Genomic DNA, 16321 nt, shown 5'->3' with positions numbered 1-16321 from the left:
AGCGGTCAAGTAGGCTGGGGGAGTGAGTGAGGACTCTGTGCTGCTGCGGTCGGCGGTCGCAGCAGGTGGGCAGCGGAGCCGCCCCACCATGAAGCAGGTTGCCAGGTTGGCGGGAGTCGGCACCAAGACCGTCTCCAGGGTTGTTAACGGGGAGCCGAACGTGGCTGCGGATACCGCGCGCCGGGTCTGGGACGCTGTGCAGGAGCTCGACTACCACGTGGACATCCGTGCCGGTAGCCTCCGCCGCCCGGGCGGGGCGACGAGGACCATAGCCCTGCTCGTGGCCAGTGTGGACAATCCGTTCGCGGGAGAGCTCCACCGTGGCGTGGAGGACGTCGCCCGCGAGCACGACGTGGCTGTCCTGGCCTCCAGCCTTGATGAGGAGCCCCAGCGCGAGGTCGCCGCCGTCGAGGACTCGATCAGACGGCACGTGGACGGGATCATCGTCAACACCACCACCGTTGACGGAGCCGCCCTGGAGCGCGTGCTGCACATGGGGGTACCGATCGTGTTCGTGGACAGGGCTCCGCGCGGACTCGTGGCGGACTGCGTCACCAGCGACACCACCAGCGCCGCCGAGCGTGCCACGCGTCATCTTCTGGGCCAGGGACACCGCAGGATCGTCCTGCTCACCGAGAGGCTCAACGTTGCCACCGCGCTCGCGCGGCGCCAGGGGTTCCTTGACGCGTTTCGAGAGACACGCACTGAGGAGTCCGGGGCGCTGGTCGTGTCAGGGCTGGTTGGTGCCGAGGCGGCTGAGCGGGCGCTGTGGGGCGTCATGACCTCGCCGGATCCGCCTACGGCAGTGTTCAGCGGGCAGAACCTCCTCACCGAGGGCGCGCTGCACGCGCTGAGGCGCCTCGGGCTGCGTGAGGTCGTGGCGCACGTCGGCTTTGACGACCTTCCCCTGGCGGACATGCTGGCCCCCGCCCTGACCGTGGTGCGCCAGGACCCCAGGACCATGGGCAGTCTTGCCGCTCGGCGCCTGTTCTCCCGGCTGGACGGGGACCAGGGCGAGCCAGAGCACCTCGTGGTGCCCACCGAGCTGGTCTGCCGCGGCAGCGGGGAGATCCCGCCTCCTGGTACCTCAGGGGCGTGGCCTCAGTGATGTGTCGGGGTCTCAGCCTCCCTGGACCTCCAAGAGGTAGTCCCGCATCTCAGACAGGAGGTGGATCTGTCATGAGCGCCTGCCCCGTGCCGCCTTCAGCAGGCTGTCAAGATCCTGCGGCTCGGTCAGGCCACTGACGACGTCGGACAGGGGCAGCCCCAGGCTGATGTCGTCCACTGCCTCGGGAAGCGAGGAGAGGAGGTCTGCCCGCGTCCCGTCGTCGGTGACCCTGAGCACGAGGACTTCCTCGGGGAGGACGCCTTCGTCGTCAAGGATCTCGGGGGCGTGGGTGGACAGGACCACCTGAAGGTCGCTGGAGCGCTGGGCTGCTGCCAGTACTGAGGGAAGCAGGCGGACGATGGCAGAGTTGAGGGAGAGCTCAGGCTCCTCAAGAAGGAGGGTCCCAGCGCCGCTGGGCGCCTTGATCACGGTCCACAGCAGACCGATGAGCCGCAGGGTGCCGTCGGAGAACTCGGTCTCGTACTGAGTTGACGGCGTGGAGCGCCAGTTGCGGTAGCCTGCGCGCAGGTGGGGCCTGCCTGCAGAGTCTACCTCGATTGCCAGGGACTCGAACTCTGGGACGGCGGCCTGGAGGGCGGCCTGCATCCGCCGCATCCAGGCGTCACGGGTCCGTGGAGGTGTTGCGTTCATCTGGGCGATAAAGTCGCCGCCGAAGGGGTCGTCCCTGTCCAAGCCGCTCCTGGAGGGGTCGCGGATGACCTGGGGGACCAGGTGAAAGTACTGGACCTTGCTGACGTACTCCGCGATACTCCTGAAGTCCTGGTTGGCCCCGATCTGCTCCAGGTGCGTCTGGGTCAGCCGCTCCGGGTCGTCTAGATCCTCAGAGGTCGGGCGCTGGAGCAGCGGGGTGCCGTCACGCTCGACGAGCTCCTCGTCCACGACCGGACGGTTGAGGTCTCCCGACTGTCCCTTGACGGACAGCCGGTAGTGCCAGGTGGTACCACCCTCCTCCAGGTGGACGTCCACAATGAGCCGACCTCTGTGGTAGTTGCGTGCGAACAGGCTGCGGACCCGGCTGAGCCCGCCACGTCCGCCGACCGCGCTGGCCAGGCCGCCCCCGGGTCTGGCGATGTCGCCGAGGAAGCGGAACAGGTCGAGCAGGTTCGACTTTCCTGCCGCGTTGGGCCCGACGACAAAGAGACGCCGGTCAAGCTGGAGGTCGAGGGACTTGAAGTTCCTCCAGTTGCTAGCGGACACCTGGGTGATTCTCATCCGCACGCCTCCCATCACGTCTCAACCGCCCTGCCGGCAGCAGAGCCTCTCCTGTGGGTAGTCCCACATACTATCCCCCTCATGACTGTCCTCTTCATGTGTGCTGGACAGTGGTGTGACGGCGGCAGCGTGGCCCCGTGAGCGGGTTCCCGCCGCCGGCTCCATGACTCCTCCCAGGGTCCCAGGTTTCATATCTCGGCTGGTTGCCCTGGCTGGCCCTGGTGTCGGCTGCGTGGCGGAGGGCTGGGCCAGGGGTGGTGCAGCTACTCGCGTGCCAGGTCGCGGCGCTGGAAGCTGACCCACCCGGCCAGGGTGAGTGCGCAGGCCACGGATGCCACCACCGCCAGGCCAGTCAGCGTCGCGTCCGCATCCGTCACCGCAGGCACGTGGTAGAAGGGGCTGATCCCCAGCGCCCACCCCGGCAGGTTGAAGGTGGGGCCCAGCAGGGTCAGGCCGAAGGAGGCCAGCACCCCGGCCCAGGCAGCGATGCTGAGCGCTGGTCGGGCTCCGACGACCATGACGGACACGGCCACGACCGCCCACACGGCGGGCAGCGTTGCCGCGACCTGGATGATCGTGCTGGTGAAGCCGATCCCGGCGTCTGCGACTGACGACACGATTGCCAGCATGGTCCCGGCGACCGTGACCAGGAGGGTCGAGGCAGTCAGAGCCGAGACGAGCCCGCTGAGGTAGTAGCGTCCCCGGCTCAGGGACGTCGCGATCAGCGGCTCGACGCGGTCCTCGACCTCCTCGGAGCGGATCCTCAGCATGATCTGGATTCCGGAGACCGAGCAGATAATGCCCACCAGGCTCAGGATCGTCACCAGGAAGGCGGAGACCAGGTCGTCCTGGGTCGTGGCGCCTGAGGCGAGGACCCCTGGACGGCCTCGTTGGATCCGAGGAGGTCGTCGATCGAGGTGGTGAAGTAGCCGAAGACCGTGCCCAGGGCGAGGGAGACGACCAGCCAGGTCAGCAGCAGCCCCGGTTGAGCCGCCAGGTGAGAGCCCACGGCCCGTGTACCTGCCCGTCAGCGGGACCTGGTGGTGGGCTGAGAAGTCCCTGCGCGAAGTCGCGGCGATCCTGGAGGAGGAAGGCGACCAGCACCAGGACCGTGGCCAGGAGCAGCGCTGGCAGCAGCGGCCACCAGTTGTTCGACACCACGGGCTCGGTCTGGGTCATCCAGCCCAGCGGGTTGGCCCACAGGGTCCACGATGGTGTTTCCAGGGAGTAGGCCAGGCCCCTCAGGGCAAAGAGGAACCCCAGGGTGCCCAGGGAGATCGTGGAGGCCATACGGCGGTCCGCAGCCACTTGGGAGGCCAGGGCGGCGACCCCGGCGAACATCAGTCCTGTCGTGGTGAAGGTGGCGCACAGCAGCGCGGTGCTGCCCCACCCGCCCCCGCAGGCCACGGTCACCACGGCTGCGACGATGCCGGTCGCTAGTGCGCCGGTGGATGCCATGAGCACCCCGGTCGCAAGCCTGGCGCCGCGCCCCATCACCCCCGAGGCGAGCAGCTCGGCCTGGCCGGAGTCCTCCTGGCCGCGGGTGGCGCGCACGACAGCCAGGACCGCGGACATGGCCGTGATAAAACCTCCCAGTGTCAGGGAGCGCCAGGCGTTGAAGCCGTCGGTGCTCAGGAGGTCGTGCGCCGGACCGAAGATCAGGCCGAGCGCAGGGTTGGCGCCGATCGTCGCTGCCAGGGTCGCCCGCTCCTGCTGGGTGTCGAAGATTAGCGGGTAGAGGAGCGGGGAGGAGGCCGACAGCAGCGTCACGATGAGGATCCACGGGACCAGGAGGCGGCCGTCGTGGCGCAGGGAGGTGCGCAGGAGAAGGCGTGTGCCCGTCAGGGCGGCCGCAGGTGGCCTCCTGCGCGATGCTTCCTTGCGGTCTCCTCCGGGCGCGTGTCGGGCGTCCTGGGTGTCCTGGGCTGCCTGGCTCGTCTGGCGTGCCCGTCCCGTCTCTGGTGCCATCGTGGTCACTGCTCCTTCCTGGCTGCGGGGAACTGCTGGCGGGAGTCGGCGCCGTCCTGGGGGTCGTCCTGGTAGAGGTCGAGGAAGAGGCTCTCCAGGCTCGGGGGCTCGACCTGCAGGGTGCGGATGCCGATGGCGGACAGGCTGGCCATGGCCCGACCCATCTGGTCGGGACGGACCAGTGCGGTCAGCCGGGCGCCCGACAGGGTGACCTCTTCAAGCCCGTCAATGCTGTCGAGCTCGTCGTCGCCAGGAGTGTCGCCAGGAGTGTCGCCAGGAGCATGGCCGAGGGTGGCGTGCACAGTGCTGCGCGAGTCGGAACGCAGCTCCTCCAGGGTCCCTTCTCGCGCAATGGTGCCGTTGCGGATAATCGAGACGCGGTCAGCGAGGTTCTCCACCTCGCTCATGATGTGGCTAGACAGAAGGACCGACGCGCCGCGGTCCTTGGCTTCCTGAACGGTGACCTGAAAGGCCTCCTCCATAAGGGGGTCCAGGCCGGAGGTGGGCTCGTCGAGGACGAGGAGCTCGGCGTCGCTGGCTAGGGCCGCGATGATAGCCACCTTCTGGCGGTTGCCCTTGGAGTACTGGCGTCCGCGCTTGGTGGGGTCGAGCTCGAAGCGCTCGATGAGCTCCTGGCGGCGCGTGCGGCTGAGCCCCCCGCGTAGGGAGCCGAGCAGGTCGATGGCCTCGCCTCCGGTCATGGACGGCCACAGGGACACGTCCCCAGGCACGTAGGCCATGCGCTGGTGCAGCTCGACGACGTCGCGCCAGGGGTCCTGGCCCAGGACCCGCACCGTGCCCGCGTCGTGGCGCAGCAGCCCGAGCAGGACGCGGATCGTAGTGGACTTCCCCGCCCCGTTGGGGCCGAGGAAGCCCAGCACCTCACCCCGGTCCAGGTGAAGGCACAGATCGGTGAGCGCGCGGAAGCGGCCATAGGACTTGTCAAGACTCCTGACGTCGATGGCGCGAGAGGGGGATGAGGGCGCGGTTGTGACCATAGGGGTTCCTTCTGGCTCTGGTCGCTGCATCCGGTTAGCGGACGGACGGCACCATTGAACTCTACGAGTGAGGAAATCTGCAAGTGGAGATATAGTGGTGCGCATGACACGATCGCGCAGCGGGCAGACGGGACCGAACAGCGACCAGCCAGACGGCGGCGGGACCAGACGTCGCCCGACTGGCCGGCGCCCGGGCGACAGCGGGACCCGCGAGGCGATTCTCGACTCAGCCCTGTCGCTCTTTGCCGACAGAGGTTTTGAGGGGGCCTCGGTGCGGGCCATAGCCAGGGGGGCGGGCGTGGATCCAGCGCTCATTCGGCACTTCTTCGGTGACAAGGCAGGGCTCTTCGTCGCGGCTGTCACGTCGCGGGCGCCGTTGGCTGAGGCGGTCGGGGCGGGCTGGAGGGTTCCGGAGGGGGTGAGCGGCTGGTCCGCGCCTACCTGAGCATGTGGGAGGACCCGAGCTTGGTCCCGTGCTGACCGCAGTCGTGCGCTCGGCCGTGGCCTCCCAGGAGGCCGGGACAAGGCTCAGCGCTGCTGTGGTTCCTGCGGCCAGCAGCATCGCCGGCCTGCGGCCAGAGGAGCTGGGTGGGCTGGGACTCGCCGGCGCGCAGCTGTTCGGTGTTGCCGTGGCCCGCTACCTCCTGTGCGCCCCGCCTGTGGCGGAGCTGAGCCTGGAGGAGGTCGTCGCCCGCCTTGCCCCAGCGGTCCAGGAGGTGCTCGACGGTCCCGCCGACGGGTAGCGATGTGCTGACTGGCTGGGGTGGGGTATGGCACCTGAGAGGGGACGCAACCCGTGCGGCGTGACCCGATAGGTCTCTGGCGCACGACGGCGGTGCTGCGACGCCGCCTGCCTGCTGGGCTGCACCGAGTTCTTTTCTTCCTCAGGGTCTTCAGGGGCTGGTCAGGGATGACAGTGGGACAGGCGCGTGCCAGGGCGGTCCGTGGCAGGTCCTGGGAGTTGTGAGTCAGCCTGCTGCCGGTTCCAGGTCCGGGACACGGGTACCGCAGGGGAATACCAACGGAGAGGGAGAGGCCGTATGGTAGTTGTATGAGTAACGATTTCGTTCCGGAGGCTGCCGGGCTGGTTCAGGTGGCCGCTCGCGCTGCCCGGGAGGCGCAGCGTGTGCTTGCTGCCGCCCCACGGGGGGTCAAGGATGCCGTCCTGGAGGCCATGGCCACGGGTCTGCTGGCTGACAGCGCAACGATCCTGGAGGCCAATACCCGTGACACTGAGCGGGAGCGGGCCGCGGGTATGAGCCCGGGGCTCCTGGACCGCCTGGCGCTGGACGAGCCCCGCCTGGCAGGGATCGCCGGGTCGCTGCGAGAGGTCGCCGCGTTGCCCGACCCGGTCGGGGAGGTCGTGGACGGGTCAGTTATGCCCAACGGGCTGCGGGTACGGCGGGTGCGCGTACCCATGGGCGTGGTCGGCATGATCTATGAGGCCCGGCCCAACGTGACCGTGGATGTAGCTGCCCTTGCGGTCAAGTCCGGTAACGCCGTCCTCCTGCGGGGAGGAAGCGCTGCCCAGGAGTCCAACGCCGCGATCGTTGCCAGCCTGCGACGGGCGCTTGAGTCCCAGGGGCTGCCTGCGGATCTGGTGGCCAGCGTCGACGCGGCTGGGCGGGAGGGAGCGCGCGCCCTCATGCATGCCCGTGGTCTGGTCGACGTACTGGTGCCCCGGGGAGGCGCTGGACTTATCCGTAGCGTCGTGGAGGAGTCCACGGTGCCGGTCATCGAGACCGGCTCGGGGAACTGCCACGTCTACGTGGATGCCTCTGCCGACCTGGAGGCCGCGGTGGAGATCATCGTTAACGCCAAGACGCAGCGTGTGGGTGTGTGCAACGCTGCCGAGACCCTCCTGGTCCACGCCAAGGTCGCCGACACCTACCTGTCCCGGGCGGCGGCGGCCCTGTGGGAGGCCGGGACCACCCTGCACGCCGACCCTACGGCCCACCGCCTTCTCCGCGGGCCTGCTGGCGCCTCTGGTCACGGGCACCTGCTGGTGGAGGCGGCTGAGGAGGACTGGGGCACTGAGTACGGCTCCCTGGATCTGGCGGTTGCCGTCGTTGAGGACCTGGACCGTGCCGTCGAGCACATCCGTACCTATACCACGGGACACACTGAGGCTGTCGTGGCTCAGGACGTCGCCGTCATCAACGCTTTTGTCGCCGGGATGGACTCTGCAGCCGTCATGGTCAACGCCTCCACCCGCTTCACCGACGGCGGCCAGCTGGGGCTGGGGGCCGAGCTGGGCATCTCTACCCAGAAGCTGCACGCACGCGGGCCGATGGGGTTGGCCGAGCTGACCACCACGACGTGGATCGTCGAGGGAGACGGCCATATCCGTGCCTGACCCCCGTCTCCTGTGCCTGAGGAGGACCCGTCTTCTGTGCCTGAGGAGGGCACCGTATGCGTACCATGATCGCCATGACGAGCCGGGGCACCCGGGTCGCTGCCGCTATCGTTGCCGTGACCGGGATGCTCCTGACCTGGATGATCTGGCTGGCTCTCAACGGCCCGGCTGCCTCGACCAGCGAGCCCGGGCTCGTTCTGACCGCGACTCCGACGCCGCTGGCCACCAGCAGCCCGACCGTCTCAGCGTCTGCTTCCCCGACCCCGACTCCTGACACCGGGGGCGAGGAGACCAGCCCCCAGCCGGTGGAGCCTGCCGAGCCGGTAGAGGTTGACCCGGGACAGGACGCTGGTGATGGCAGTCAGGGTGGTTCCGGGGACCAGTCCGGCGCAGGCGGCGCTCAGAACGGCTCGGGCTCCCAGCAGCAGGCCCCAGGTGGCGGCGTCAGCGACGATCATGATGACGACAGTGACGACGTTGACGACCTCAATGACGATGACCTTGATGACGATAACGATGATGACGATAACGATGATGACGACTAGCTAGACGGTACGTCTCCTGAGCCGTCCCCATGGTGTCCACAGCAGGGGGCTGCCGCGTCGGGTGCCTGCCTCGGGCTCGGGCCGTGTGCCTGACAGTCGCTGCCTACACCAGCCGGTATCCCATGCCGCGTACGGTCTGCACCCGCTCCTTACCAAGCTTGCTGCGCAGGTAGGACACGTAGACCTCCACCACGTTAGATCCCGGGTCAAAGTCATACCCCCACACGGTGCTGAGGAGCTGCTCGCGGCTGAGCACCTGGCCCGGGTGGCGCATGAAGGTCTCCGCCAGCGCGAACTCCCTGGCGGACAGCTCCACCGTGTCCCCGGCTACCTCCATGGTGCGGCCCCGCAGGTCGAGCACCAGGTCCTTGTGGGTGATCCTGACCGGGTCGGCGGGATCTGCGGGAGCCGTCTCGGAGCGCAGGCGCACCCGCACCCGCGCCAGGAGCTCCTCGAAGGAGAACGGCTTGGGCATGTAGTCGTCCGCCCCCCGCTCCAGGCCCGCTACCCGGTCCGCCACCGAGGAGCGTGCTGTCAGCATGATGACAGGAGTGGACACACCCTGCCCTCGCAGGCGCTCCAGGACTTCAAAGCCGTCGATGTCAGGCAGGCCGATGTCGAGGACGACCAGGTCGATGTCCTCTTGGAGGACCACCTCCAGGGCCTGCAGACCCGAGGCGGTGACCTGGGTGGTGTAGCCGGCTGCGCGGAGGCCCTTGGCGAGGAAGGAAGCGATCCGGGCCTCGTCCTCCACTACCAGGATGGTGCTCATCAGTCTGTGTCCTTCCTCGGGCTCGTGGCATGGTCGGCCACAGTGTGGAGGGGGAGTCTTAAGGTGAACAGGGAGCCGAGCCCCTGGAAGGAGCGTATTTCCAGACAGCCGTGGTGGGCCACGGCGATACTGTCCACGATGCTCAGGCCCAGCCCCGTTCCTGAGGCCTTCTGCACCGCTGCCGCCGTGCGGCCAAAGCGGCGACGCACCAGGGGCAGGTCCTCCTCCGCGATGCCGATGCCCTCATCCCTGACCCACATGAGCAGGCTGGCCCCGTCCACCCGGGAGCCCAGGGCGACCCGGGAGCCGGGGTCGGAGTACTTGACTGCGTTCGCCGCCAGCTGCAGCCAGGCCTGGGTGATCCGGGTAGGGTCCATCTCGCAGCAGATGCCTGCAACCTCCTCCAGCTGCCAGCGGCGGTCACCCAGGCCCTGGGCCTTCTCGAAGACCTGCTGGGTGAGGACGGAGACGTCGACCTGCTGAGGGCTGATAACACCGGTCTCGGACACGTCGGCCAGCAGAAGGAGGTCGTTGACCAGGGTTCCCATTCTGTCCACCTCGTCGATAGCCAGCTCCCGGGTCTGGGCGACGTCCTCGGCGTCGTCAGGGTCCAGGAGCTCGAGGTGGCCGCGGACCACGGTGATAGGGGTACGCAGCTCGTGGCCGACGTCGTCAAGCAGGTCCCGCTGGGCCTCTACCGAGCGCTGGACGCGGTCCAGCATCCAGTTGATGGCCACGGCCAGCGTGGTCAGGTCGTCACGTCCGCGCACAGGCACGCGGGAGGTCAGGTCGTTCTCCCCGATAGCCTCGGTCGCCTCGCGCAGCTGGCCGATGGGCCGCAGCAGCCGCTCTACGGCGAACCACGCCAGAGCCGCCACGAGCGCCACGGTAAAGACCGCGCTGGCCATGTACATCACCATGGTGCGGCGCAGGTCGGCATGGGCGGTGTCCAGGTTCACCACGTGTACCAGTGCCGCCCCGGCAGCCGACCCGGAGGCGGTCCTGGTCGGGGCCACCATGACGCGGTACCTGGCCTGGGAGGTCCGGATGTCCTCGATAACCACCTTGTCCCCGGTCACGTGGGACTCCAGGTGGGAGATCAGCTCCTGGTCGTCCTCGGGTGTGAGGGCTGCCCGGGTGGGAGGTAGCAGCGTCAGCTCGGAGCCGACAAACCCCAGCTCGGCCTCGTCGGGACCCAGGACCGACTGCCGGATGTAGGCGTAGACCGCCTGGGAGGGCTCGGAAAAGGGGGCGCCCGTGTCCGGGTCCACCCCCTGCTCGACCAGCGCCTTGAACCTGTCCCTGCTGCGCTCCAGCTGCGCGTTGACGTCACTGCTGATGCTGTTCTGGCCCAGCAGCCACACAAAGAGCCCGGAGACTCCCAGGGCGACTCCCGCCACCACGACGATGGCGACCATGACCCGGGTGCCGATAGTGACCGAGGCAACGACCTGAGAGTCCCGGGTCGGGTAGCTGGTCTCCTTCTTGCCCCCAGTGACAGGGCGGCGAGGCAGGCGCATGCTCAGCACACTCCCAACGCCAGCCCTAGCGCCCGACTCCCGTGTACTGCCACCCGGCCCCGCGCCAGGCAGCCGGGTCCAGGGCGTTGCGGGCGTCGATGACGACCTGGCGGGCCACGTGCGCAGCCGCCAGCGCGGGGTCGAGTCCCACGAACTGCTCCCACTCGGTGAGCAGCAGGACCAGCTCGGCCCCTTCCAACGCCGTGACCACGTCCTCCTCGCGCCTGACGTGAGGGTGGGTACGGGCCACCACGGGCAGGGCGTGGGGGTCGCAGACGGTGACCACGGCACCAAGGTCTGACAGGCGGGAGGCCACGTCCAGGGCGGGGGAGTCGCGCACGTCGTCGCTGTCCGGCTTGAAGGCCGCACCCAGGATGGTGACGGGTACGTCGCTGAGGTCCCCGCCCACGTGCTCCAGAGCCAGGTCCACCACCCGCGCCCTCTGGGCCTGGTTGACCGTGTCCACCGTCTCCAGGAGGCTGGCCAGGCCATCGGCGTCGTGGGCGCGGGCGGTTGCCCGCAGCGCCCTGATGTCCTTGGGGAGGCAGCCCCCGCCGAAGCCTACGCCTGCCCGCAGGAAGCGGTGCCCGATGCGGGCGTCATAGCCGATGGCCTGGGCCAGCACGGTGACGTCTGCCCCGGCCGCCTCGCACAGGCCCGCCATCGCGTTGATGAAGCTGATCTTGGTGGCCAGGAAGGAGTTTGCCGCGGTCTTGACCAGCTCGGCGGTGGCGTAGTCGGTGAGGATCTGCGGGATTCCCTCAGCCAGCAGGGGGGCGTAGACGGTGTCAAGGACCTGCTGGGCCTCGAGCGCCTCCTGAGGCTCCTCGGCAAGCCCGTAGACGATGCGGTCGGGGTGCAGGGTGTCCTGTACGGCGAAGCCCTCCCGGAGGAACTCCGGGTTCCAGACCGTGTGCGCCCGCCCGGCCAGACGCTCGCTGATCTCCCGGGCCGTACCTACCGGGACCGTGGACTTGCCGACGACCAGTGCCCTGTGGCCCTCGGGAAGAGCAGATCGCAGCAGCTCCACGGCTGAGCGCACCTGGGACAGGTCGGCCTGGCCCCCCTCAGCGGACTGGGGGGTGCCCACGGCGATGAAGTGGACCTCCACGGACGCTATCTCCTCCGGGGAGGGACTGGTGGTGAAGCGCAGGCGGCCGCCCTCTACCTGGGAAGTCAGCAACTCCGGTAGGCCGGGCTCGTAGAAGGGGGCCTCACCCTGTGACAGTGCAGCCACCCGCTCGGGGTCGGTGTCGATCCCCAGGACGTCGTGGCCCAAAGAGGCCATGGCGGCGGCATGGACGGCGCCGAGGTAGCCGCATCCGATCACTGACAGCTGCATGATGAGTTCCAATCGATGGTACGTGACGTGGACAGGGTATCTTCCAGGCGGCGCGACACCCAGGCAGGAAGCCAGGTGTGGGCCGCAGGTCTGAAGGCATGGACGAAGACCAGACGCAGGGCGGCGGCATGGCGGTACACCCGCAGCCTGGAGGCGCTGGTGGGAAGGGAACGGGCCAGGTCGTCGAGGAGGCCGCTGACCACCTGGAGGCCGTGCAGGCTCAGGCGGCCGTGGACGGTCATCAGCTCGAGGTGGGCCATGAGGTTACCCAGGTCGAGGGCGGGCTCGGCAAGCACGGGAGTGTCCAGGTCCAGGAGCGACGCCTCGGTGCCGTCCCACAGGACCTGGCCGTCGTGGAGGTCGCGGTGGGCGACGATGACTGCACCCGGGTCCTGCCCCAGCCCGGCGCAGGTGAGCTCGACCTCCTCCTCCAGGCGTGACAGGCTGGTGCCCTCTGGCAGGAGGGGCTCTAGCAGGCCGTGCCCGGCTGCCCGGTCGAACCAGCGGTGCAGTACCTGGGCCTCCTGACGGGGGCCGTGGACAGGAAGGTTCGCCCTGACCTGGGCCAGCGTGGCCCACGCCTGTGTCAGGTGCTCCCACCCGGCCAGGCCGTCGTCACCAAGGTCACTCAGGCTGCGCCCGGGAAGCAGCTCCAGGTCGACGTGACAGTCTGAGGAGTCTAGGACTCGGGCGGTGCGTAGGCCTGTGGCGGCGAAGGCGGTAGCCCCCACTGGGCTGGCCAGGGGCGTGGCCCGGCCCCGCCGCACCGCCTTGCGGACGCTGTCGGCTCCGATGGTGACGGCACGTCGGCCGTAGCGGTGCACCACCAGCGTCCCTGCCTCCGTGGGGGACAGGGCGGGCAGCGCGGGGTCCGTGCCGTAGGGGAGAAGGCGGACCTCTCCCTGGGCGCTCAGCTCGCCGGCCCTCAGGCGGTCCTCCTGGTCACGGCACTCGATACTGATGGCCCCGTCCCGTCCCGGCCAGGCCCGTCCCAGGCCGGGGACGGACCGCAGACGTTCCAGGGTGCCTGCCTGCCTGGGTGTTACTGGGTCCACGGGCCTTCGTCCTCCAGGTGGGTGAGCGTCTCGTCGATGTCCTGGCGCCATGTGGGGGCTCCCTGGCGCAGCGGCTCGGCCAGCCGGGACAGGCGGGCCAGGGCGAGTGCCGTGGCCAGCTCCTCCTCGCTGGGAACCGTGCCCCCGCCGTGGGCGTAGCCCGACAGGAAGGCCTGAGACATCCCGGGCGGGGCCACCGACAAGTAGGCACCCAGGTCCGTGGCCGCAGGAGCCAGACGGGCCCGGTCGAAGTCCGTCAGCCACACCTGGCCGGTGGACGGGTCGTGCAGGAACTGGTCGGGGGAGGCGTCGCCGTGCACCAGGAGGGGTGTCCCTGGCAGGCGGCAGGGCAGCGTGGCGCCCACGGACAGCACGCGTGCGGCCAGGTCCGGGGCCACGGCCTCTAGCACGCTGGCGTGCGCCCGGGCCAGGTCGTGGGGGCTGGGGTGTCCGTCGGGAAGCCGCTGCCGCAGCTGCGCGGGCAGTCGCGGGGTGCCCGCGTGCAGAGCGGCCAGGAGAGTCCCTGCCCGGTGGTGGTCTTCCGGCTGGCTGGAGGCGGCGAGGTCCTGGCGACCGCACCGCTGCTGGACGCTGACGTGACCCGGGTCTGCCTGCCCCAGGTCCTCCTCCAGCTCTGGGACGGGACCAGGATGCCTGCAAAGCGATGGATATCTTGGAGCAGGAGGCCCTTGTCCGCCTCCCCGGCGCGTATCCTGACCACCGTGTGCTCCTGGCGGACCACCAGCCGACGGGCCGGGTTGTAGCGCAGCACGTCAGCAGGTTCCCAGGAGCCCACCGCTCCGTGGTGCAGGGCACGGTCCAGGTGGGGCAGGAGCCGGGGGTCGTCGGCCACCCGACCCACCAGCAGGACCAGCTTGCCACCGAGGTTGGAGGTGGCGGCACTACGGCCTGTCCTGGCGAGCTGGCGCAGGGTCTTGCGCGCCTTGGAGGCGGAGACGGGCCACAGGATCCTCGCCCAGCCGGTCGCGTGGCCTGTCCGGCGGTCCTCCAGGGACATCAGTATGGAGACCTCGGGCTTGACCCTGATGCGGCAGGCCCGCACGCGCCCTCCGGTGCGTGCGCTGAGCCAGTCGGCGTCCAGGACCCGCTCCAGGACAGCAGCCGTTGACGTGTCGGCCAGGGGCGTGTCCGCCGAGGAGGTAGATGGTAGGGAGGAGGACAGCCCGCTCGTCTTGCTCATGCTACGTCCTCCCTGCTGTGCGGCTGCGGCCCGTCCTGGGTGTCCTCTTCCTCCCCGTCCTGGGGGAGTCCCGGCCGCGCCATGGGCGGCGGGCTCTGCGTGCCTCCCTCCCACGCCCAGGCCCGGAAGGCCTGCGAGGACTCCAAGAGCTGGTCGGGACGGCCCGCCAGGCGGATGTGTCCGTCCTCGACCCACACCACCCGGTCGGCCCGCATGGCGACCTCCGGGTCGTGGGTGACGGTCAGGGTGGTGCGCCCGTCTACCAGCTGGTCGATGGCGTCGAGCACCAGGGTGGTGGAGGCAGGGTCCAGGCCGGTCGTTGCCTCGTCGAGGATGACCACCGGGGCATTGCGAAGCAGAGCGCGGGCGATGGCCACCCGTTGGCGCTGGCCGCCTGACAGCGTCCCGCCACGCTCGCCCACGACAGTGTCGTAGCCCTCAGGCATCTGGGTGATGAAGTCGTGGGCGTAGGCTGCGCGCGCGGCCTGCTCGATCTCCTCGTCGGTGGCGTCCTGCCTGCCCAGGCGGATGTTGTCACGGATCGACCCGGTTAGCAGGACCGCTTCCTGGTGGAGGACGGAGACCTGGGAGCGCAGGTAGGTCAGGTTGATCTCCTCCAGGGGGTGCCCGTCAAGGGTGACCTGTCCGCTGACGGGGTCCATGGCCCGGGTGACCAGGGAGGTCAGCGTCGACTTGCCCGACCCTGAGGGGCCTACCAGCACGACGTGCTGTCCCGGTGTCACCGTCAGGTCCACCCCGTGGAGCACCTCGGTGTCCTCGTAGGCGGCACGCACCGCTGAGAAGCGGATCAGGCCGCGTACCCGAGCCGGGGTCAGTCCCGGCTCGGGGGAGACGATGTCGGGGGTGATCTCCAGCAGCGTGGCCACCCTCTCCCCGGAGGCTGCGGCCCGGGCGATGCGCCCGGTGTACTTGGCCATGTCCCGCAGAGGCTTCATGGTGGTACGCAGGTAGGTGGTGAACAGCACCAGGTCCCCGGGGGACATGGCCCCGGCCAGGACCCTCATCCCTCCGCCAACCATGACCACGGCCGTGGCGACCCCGACGATGACGTCGGTGCTGCGCTCCAGCCTGGCGGCGATACGGCGGGAGCGGACCCCCTCAGTGAGCGACTTGGCGTTGGCGCCGGTGAACCGCTTCTGGATCAGGGGCTCCAGCCCGTAGGACTGGACCACCTTGATGGCCCCCAGGGCCTCCTGGGCGGTGTTGGCCAGGTGGCCCTCAGCCTTGCGTGAGCGCATGGAGGCGGAGGTGATGTGCCGGGAGGTCCCGGAGGACGTCAGGACAAAGGCGCCCACGGCCAGCACGACGACGACAGCCAGCAGCGGGTCCAGCACCACCATGACCACCAGCATCACCACCAGGGTCAGCAGGTTGGCGGCCAGCGGCATACCCGCTGTGACCGCTACTTCCTGCATCCGGTTGATGTCGGCGATGAGGCGCTGGACGGTATCGGCGCTGCGGTTACGGGCGTGGAACTGCTGGGACAGGCCCTGCACGTGGCTGAAGACCCGGGCTCGCAGGGCTGCTGCGGTGCGCGAGCCCACCAGGGCAAAGGCGACGGTGGCCAGGTAGCTGCACAGCGCCCTGGCGGAGACCACGGCCACCTGCAGCGCGCCCAGGCCCAGGAGCATGGGTAGTCCAGCCGGGGCCGTGCCTGTATCAGTCCCCAGGGAGGACACCACCGAGTCGATGACGATCTTCAGGGGCCAGGGCTCCAGCACCCTGAACCCGACCTCGGCCAGGAGGGCGACGATCCCGCCCAGCAGGAGCAGCCACATGGGCCTGGCGTCGCGCCACACCATCCTCAGGGTGCGCCGCATGGGGGCCGGGGTCTCCTCCTCCGCTGCCTGTGCCGACCCGGCCGTCTGCGCTTCAGACCGGGAGTCGTCGTGCTGACCACTGTGGGGAGCGCTGTCGTGCTGGGCGGCGTGCTGGGTGTTGTCGTCGCTGTCGCGCTCCGGGGTGCTGTCAGGTACTGGCTGCTCAGGCACGACCCACCCCCGCGGCGTCCAGGACGGTGGCGACCACGCCGGCCCACGAGTGGCGCTGCTCCGCCCGACGGCGTCCCAGCGCGCCCAGGTGGGCACGTCGGCCCGGGTCCGCGGCCAGGGCGTCGATGGCTTGCGCCAGGCTGTGGGGGTCCGAGGGCGGCACCAGGGTGCCCAGCCCCTCCAGCAGCTGGGGCACCTGCCCCACGGCCGA

At 69.5% G+C, this 16321-nt stretch carries 17 protein-coding genes; 5 read left to right on the top strand and 12 right to left on the bottom strand.

What is annotated here, in order from left to right; genetic code table 11:
- Positions 1 to 22: 22 nt before the first annotated feature.
- Entirely contained in the window at positions 23 to 1108 is a 1086-nt protein-coding gene (locus D5R93_RS08225; RefSeq protein ID WP_205570028.1) for a LacI family DNA-binding transcriptional regulator, read from the top strand.
- A gap of 69 nt (positions 1109 to 1177) precedes the next feature.
- On the opposite strand, the gene D5R93_RS08220 is transcribed toward D5R93_RS08225, so the two are convergent.
- From D5R93_RS08220 to D5R93_RS08210, 5 genes are all read right to left on the bottom strand, one after another.
- Complete coding sequence (locus D5R93_RS08220) at positions 1178 to 2341, bottom strand: AAA family ATPase (RefSeq protein WP_120205953.1); 1164 nt, start codon at positions 2339 to 2341, stop codon at positions 1178 to 1180.
- 263 nt (positions 2342 to 2604) lie between these two features.
- Positions 2605 to 3165, bottom strand: a complete 561-nt coding sequence (locus D5R93_RS13585; RefSeq protein ID WP_205570027.1) for a hypothetical protein — start codon at positions 3163 to 3165, stop codon at positions 2605 to 2607.
- Complete coding sequence (locus D5R93_RS13580; protein ID WP_205570026.1) at positions 3162 to 3350, bottom strand: hypothetical protein; 189 nt, start codon at positions 3348 to 3350, stop codon at positions 3162 to 3164. Before D5R93_RS13580 ends, D5R93_RS13585 begins: the two co-directional genes overlap by 4 nt.
- A complete protein-coding gene (locus tag D5R93_RS13575; protein WP_205570025.1) occupies positions 3311 to 4309 on the bottom strand; it encodes a hypothetical protein in 999 nt (332 codons plus the stop codon). Before D5R93_RS13575 ends, D5R93_RS13580 begins: the two co-directional genes overlap by 40 nt.
- 5 nt (positions 4310 to 4314) lie before the next feature.
- Positions 4315 to 5307: an ABC transporter ATP-binding protein gene (locus tag D5R93_RS08210; RefSeq protein WP_120204706.1), complete on the bottom strand. Its 993-nt coding sequence runs from the start codon at positions 5305 to 5307 to the stop codon at positions 4315 to 4317.
- A 103-nt stretch (positions 5308 to 5410) separates the two neighbouring features.
- Here D5R93_RS08210 and D5R93_RS08205 point away from each other — a divergent pair, with 103 nt between their 5' ends.
- The 4 genes from D5R93_RS08205 (at position 5411) to D5R93_RS08190 (ending at position 8208) form a co-directional block, all read left to right on the top strand.
- A complete protein-coding gene (locus D5R93_RS08205; protein WP_205570024.1) occupies positions 5411 to 5752 on the top strand; it encodes a TetR family transcriptional regulator in 342 nt (113 codons plus the stop codon).
- Positions 5753 to 5756: 4 nt separating this feature from the next.
- Entirely contained in the window at positions 5757 to 6050 is a 294-nt protein-coding gene (locus tag D5R93_RS08200) for a TetR/AcrR family transcriptional regulator (protein ID WP_279221331.1), read from the top strand.
- Positions 6051 to 6358: 308 nt separating this feature from the next.
- The gene (locus D5R93_RS08195; RefSeq protein WP_119836048.1) at positions 6359 to 7663 is read left to right on the top strand and encodes a glutamate-5-semialdehyde dehydrogenase; all 1305 of its coding nucleotides are present in this window, start codon (positions 6359 to 6361) and stop codon (positions 7661 to 7663) included.
- 56 nt (positions 7664 to 7719) lie between these two features.
- Positions 7720 to 8208, top strand: a complete 489-nt coding sequence (locus D5R93_RS08190; RefSeq protein WP_119836047.1) for a hypothetical protein — start codon at positions 7720 to 7722, stop codon at positions 8206 to 8208.
- A 103-nt stretch (positions 8209 to 8311) separates the two neighbouring features.
- Here D5R93_RS08190 and D5R93_RS08185 read toward each other — a convergent pair whose 3' ends face one another.
- The 7 genes from D5R93_RS08185 to D5R93_RS14790 form a co-directional block, all read right to left on the bottom strand.
- Positions 8312 to 8980 carry a response regulator transcription factor gene (locus D5R93_RS08185; RefSeq protein ID WP_119836046.1) on the bottom strand — a complete coding sequence of 223 codons (669 nt, stop codon included), beginning with the start codon at positions 8978 to 8980 and terminating at the stop codon, positions 8312 to 8314.
- Positions 8980 to 10500, bottom strand: coding sequence for a sensor histidine kinase (locus D5R93_RS08180; protein ID WP_120205952.1), 1521 nt, complete (start codon positions 10498 to 10500; stop codon positions 8980 to 8982). Before D5R93_RS08180 ends, D5R93_RS08185 begins: the two co-directional genes overlap by 1 nt.
- 25 nt (positions 10501 to 10525) lie before the next feature.
- The gene (locus tag D5R93_RS08175; protein WP_119836045.1) at positions 10526 to 11842 is read right to left on the bottom strand and encodes a UDP-glucose dehydrogenase family protein; all 1317 of its coding nucleotides are present in this window, start codon (positions 11840 to 11842) and stop codon (positions 10526 to 10528) included.
- Positions 11827 to 12897, bottom strand: coding sequence for an aminoglycoside phosphotransferase family protein (locus D5R93_RS08170; protein ID WP_162933890.1), 1071 nt, complete (start codon positions 12895 to 12897; stop codon positions 11827 to 11829). Before D5R93_RS08170 ends, D5R93_RS08175 begins: the two co-directional genes overlap by 16 nt.
- Positions 12885 to 13517: a phosphotransferase family protein gene (locus D5R93_RS08165; RefSeq protein WP_243107065.1), complete on the bottom strand. Its 633-nt coding sequence runs from the start codon at positions 13515 to 13517 to the stop codon at positions 12885 to 12887. Before D5R93_RS08165 ends, D5R93_RS08170 begins: the two co-directional genes overlap by 13 nt.
- Before the next feature lie 577 nt (positions 13518 to 14094).
- Entirely contained in the window at positions 14095 to 15939 is a 1845-nt protein-coding gene (locus D5R93_RS08160) for an ABC transporter ATP-binding protein (protein ID WP_119836182.1), read from the bottom strand.
- 163 nt (positions 15940 to 16102) lie between these two features.
- Complete coding sequence (locus tag D5R93_RS14790; RefSeq protein WP_341466810.1) at positions 16103 to 16315, bottom strand: glycosyltransferase family protein; 213 nt, start codon at positions 16313 to 16315, stop codon at positions 16103 to 16105.
- Positions 16316 to 16321: the final 6 nt, after the last annotated feature.

This window comes from Actinomyces lilanjuaniae, from assembly GCF_003606385.1.
Classification (GTDB): Bacteria; Actinomycetota; Actinomycetes; order Actinomycetales; family Actinomycetaceae; genus Actinomyces; species Actinomyces lilanjuaniae.
This window is presented reverse-complemented; position numbering and strand designations above follow the sequence as displayed.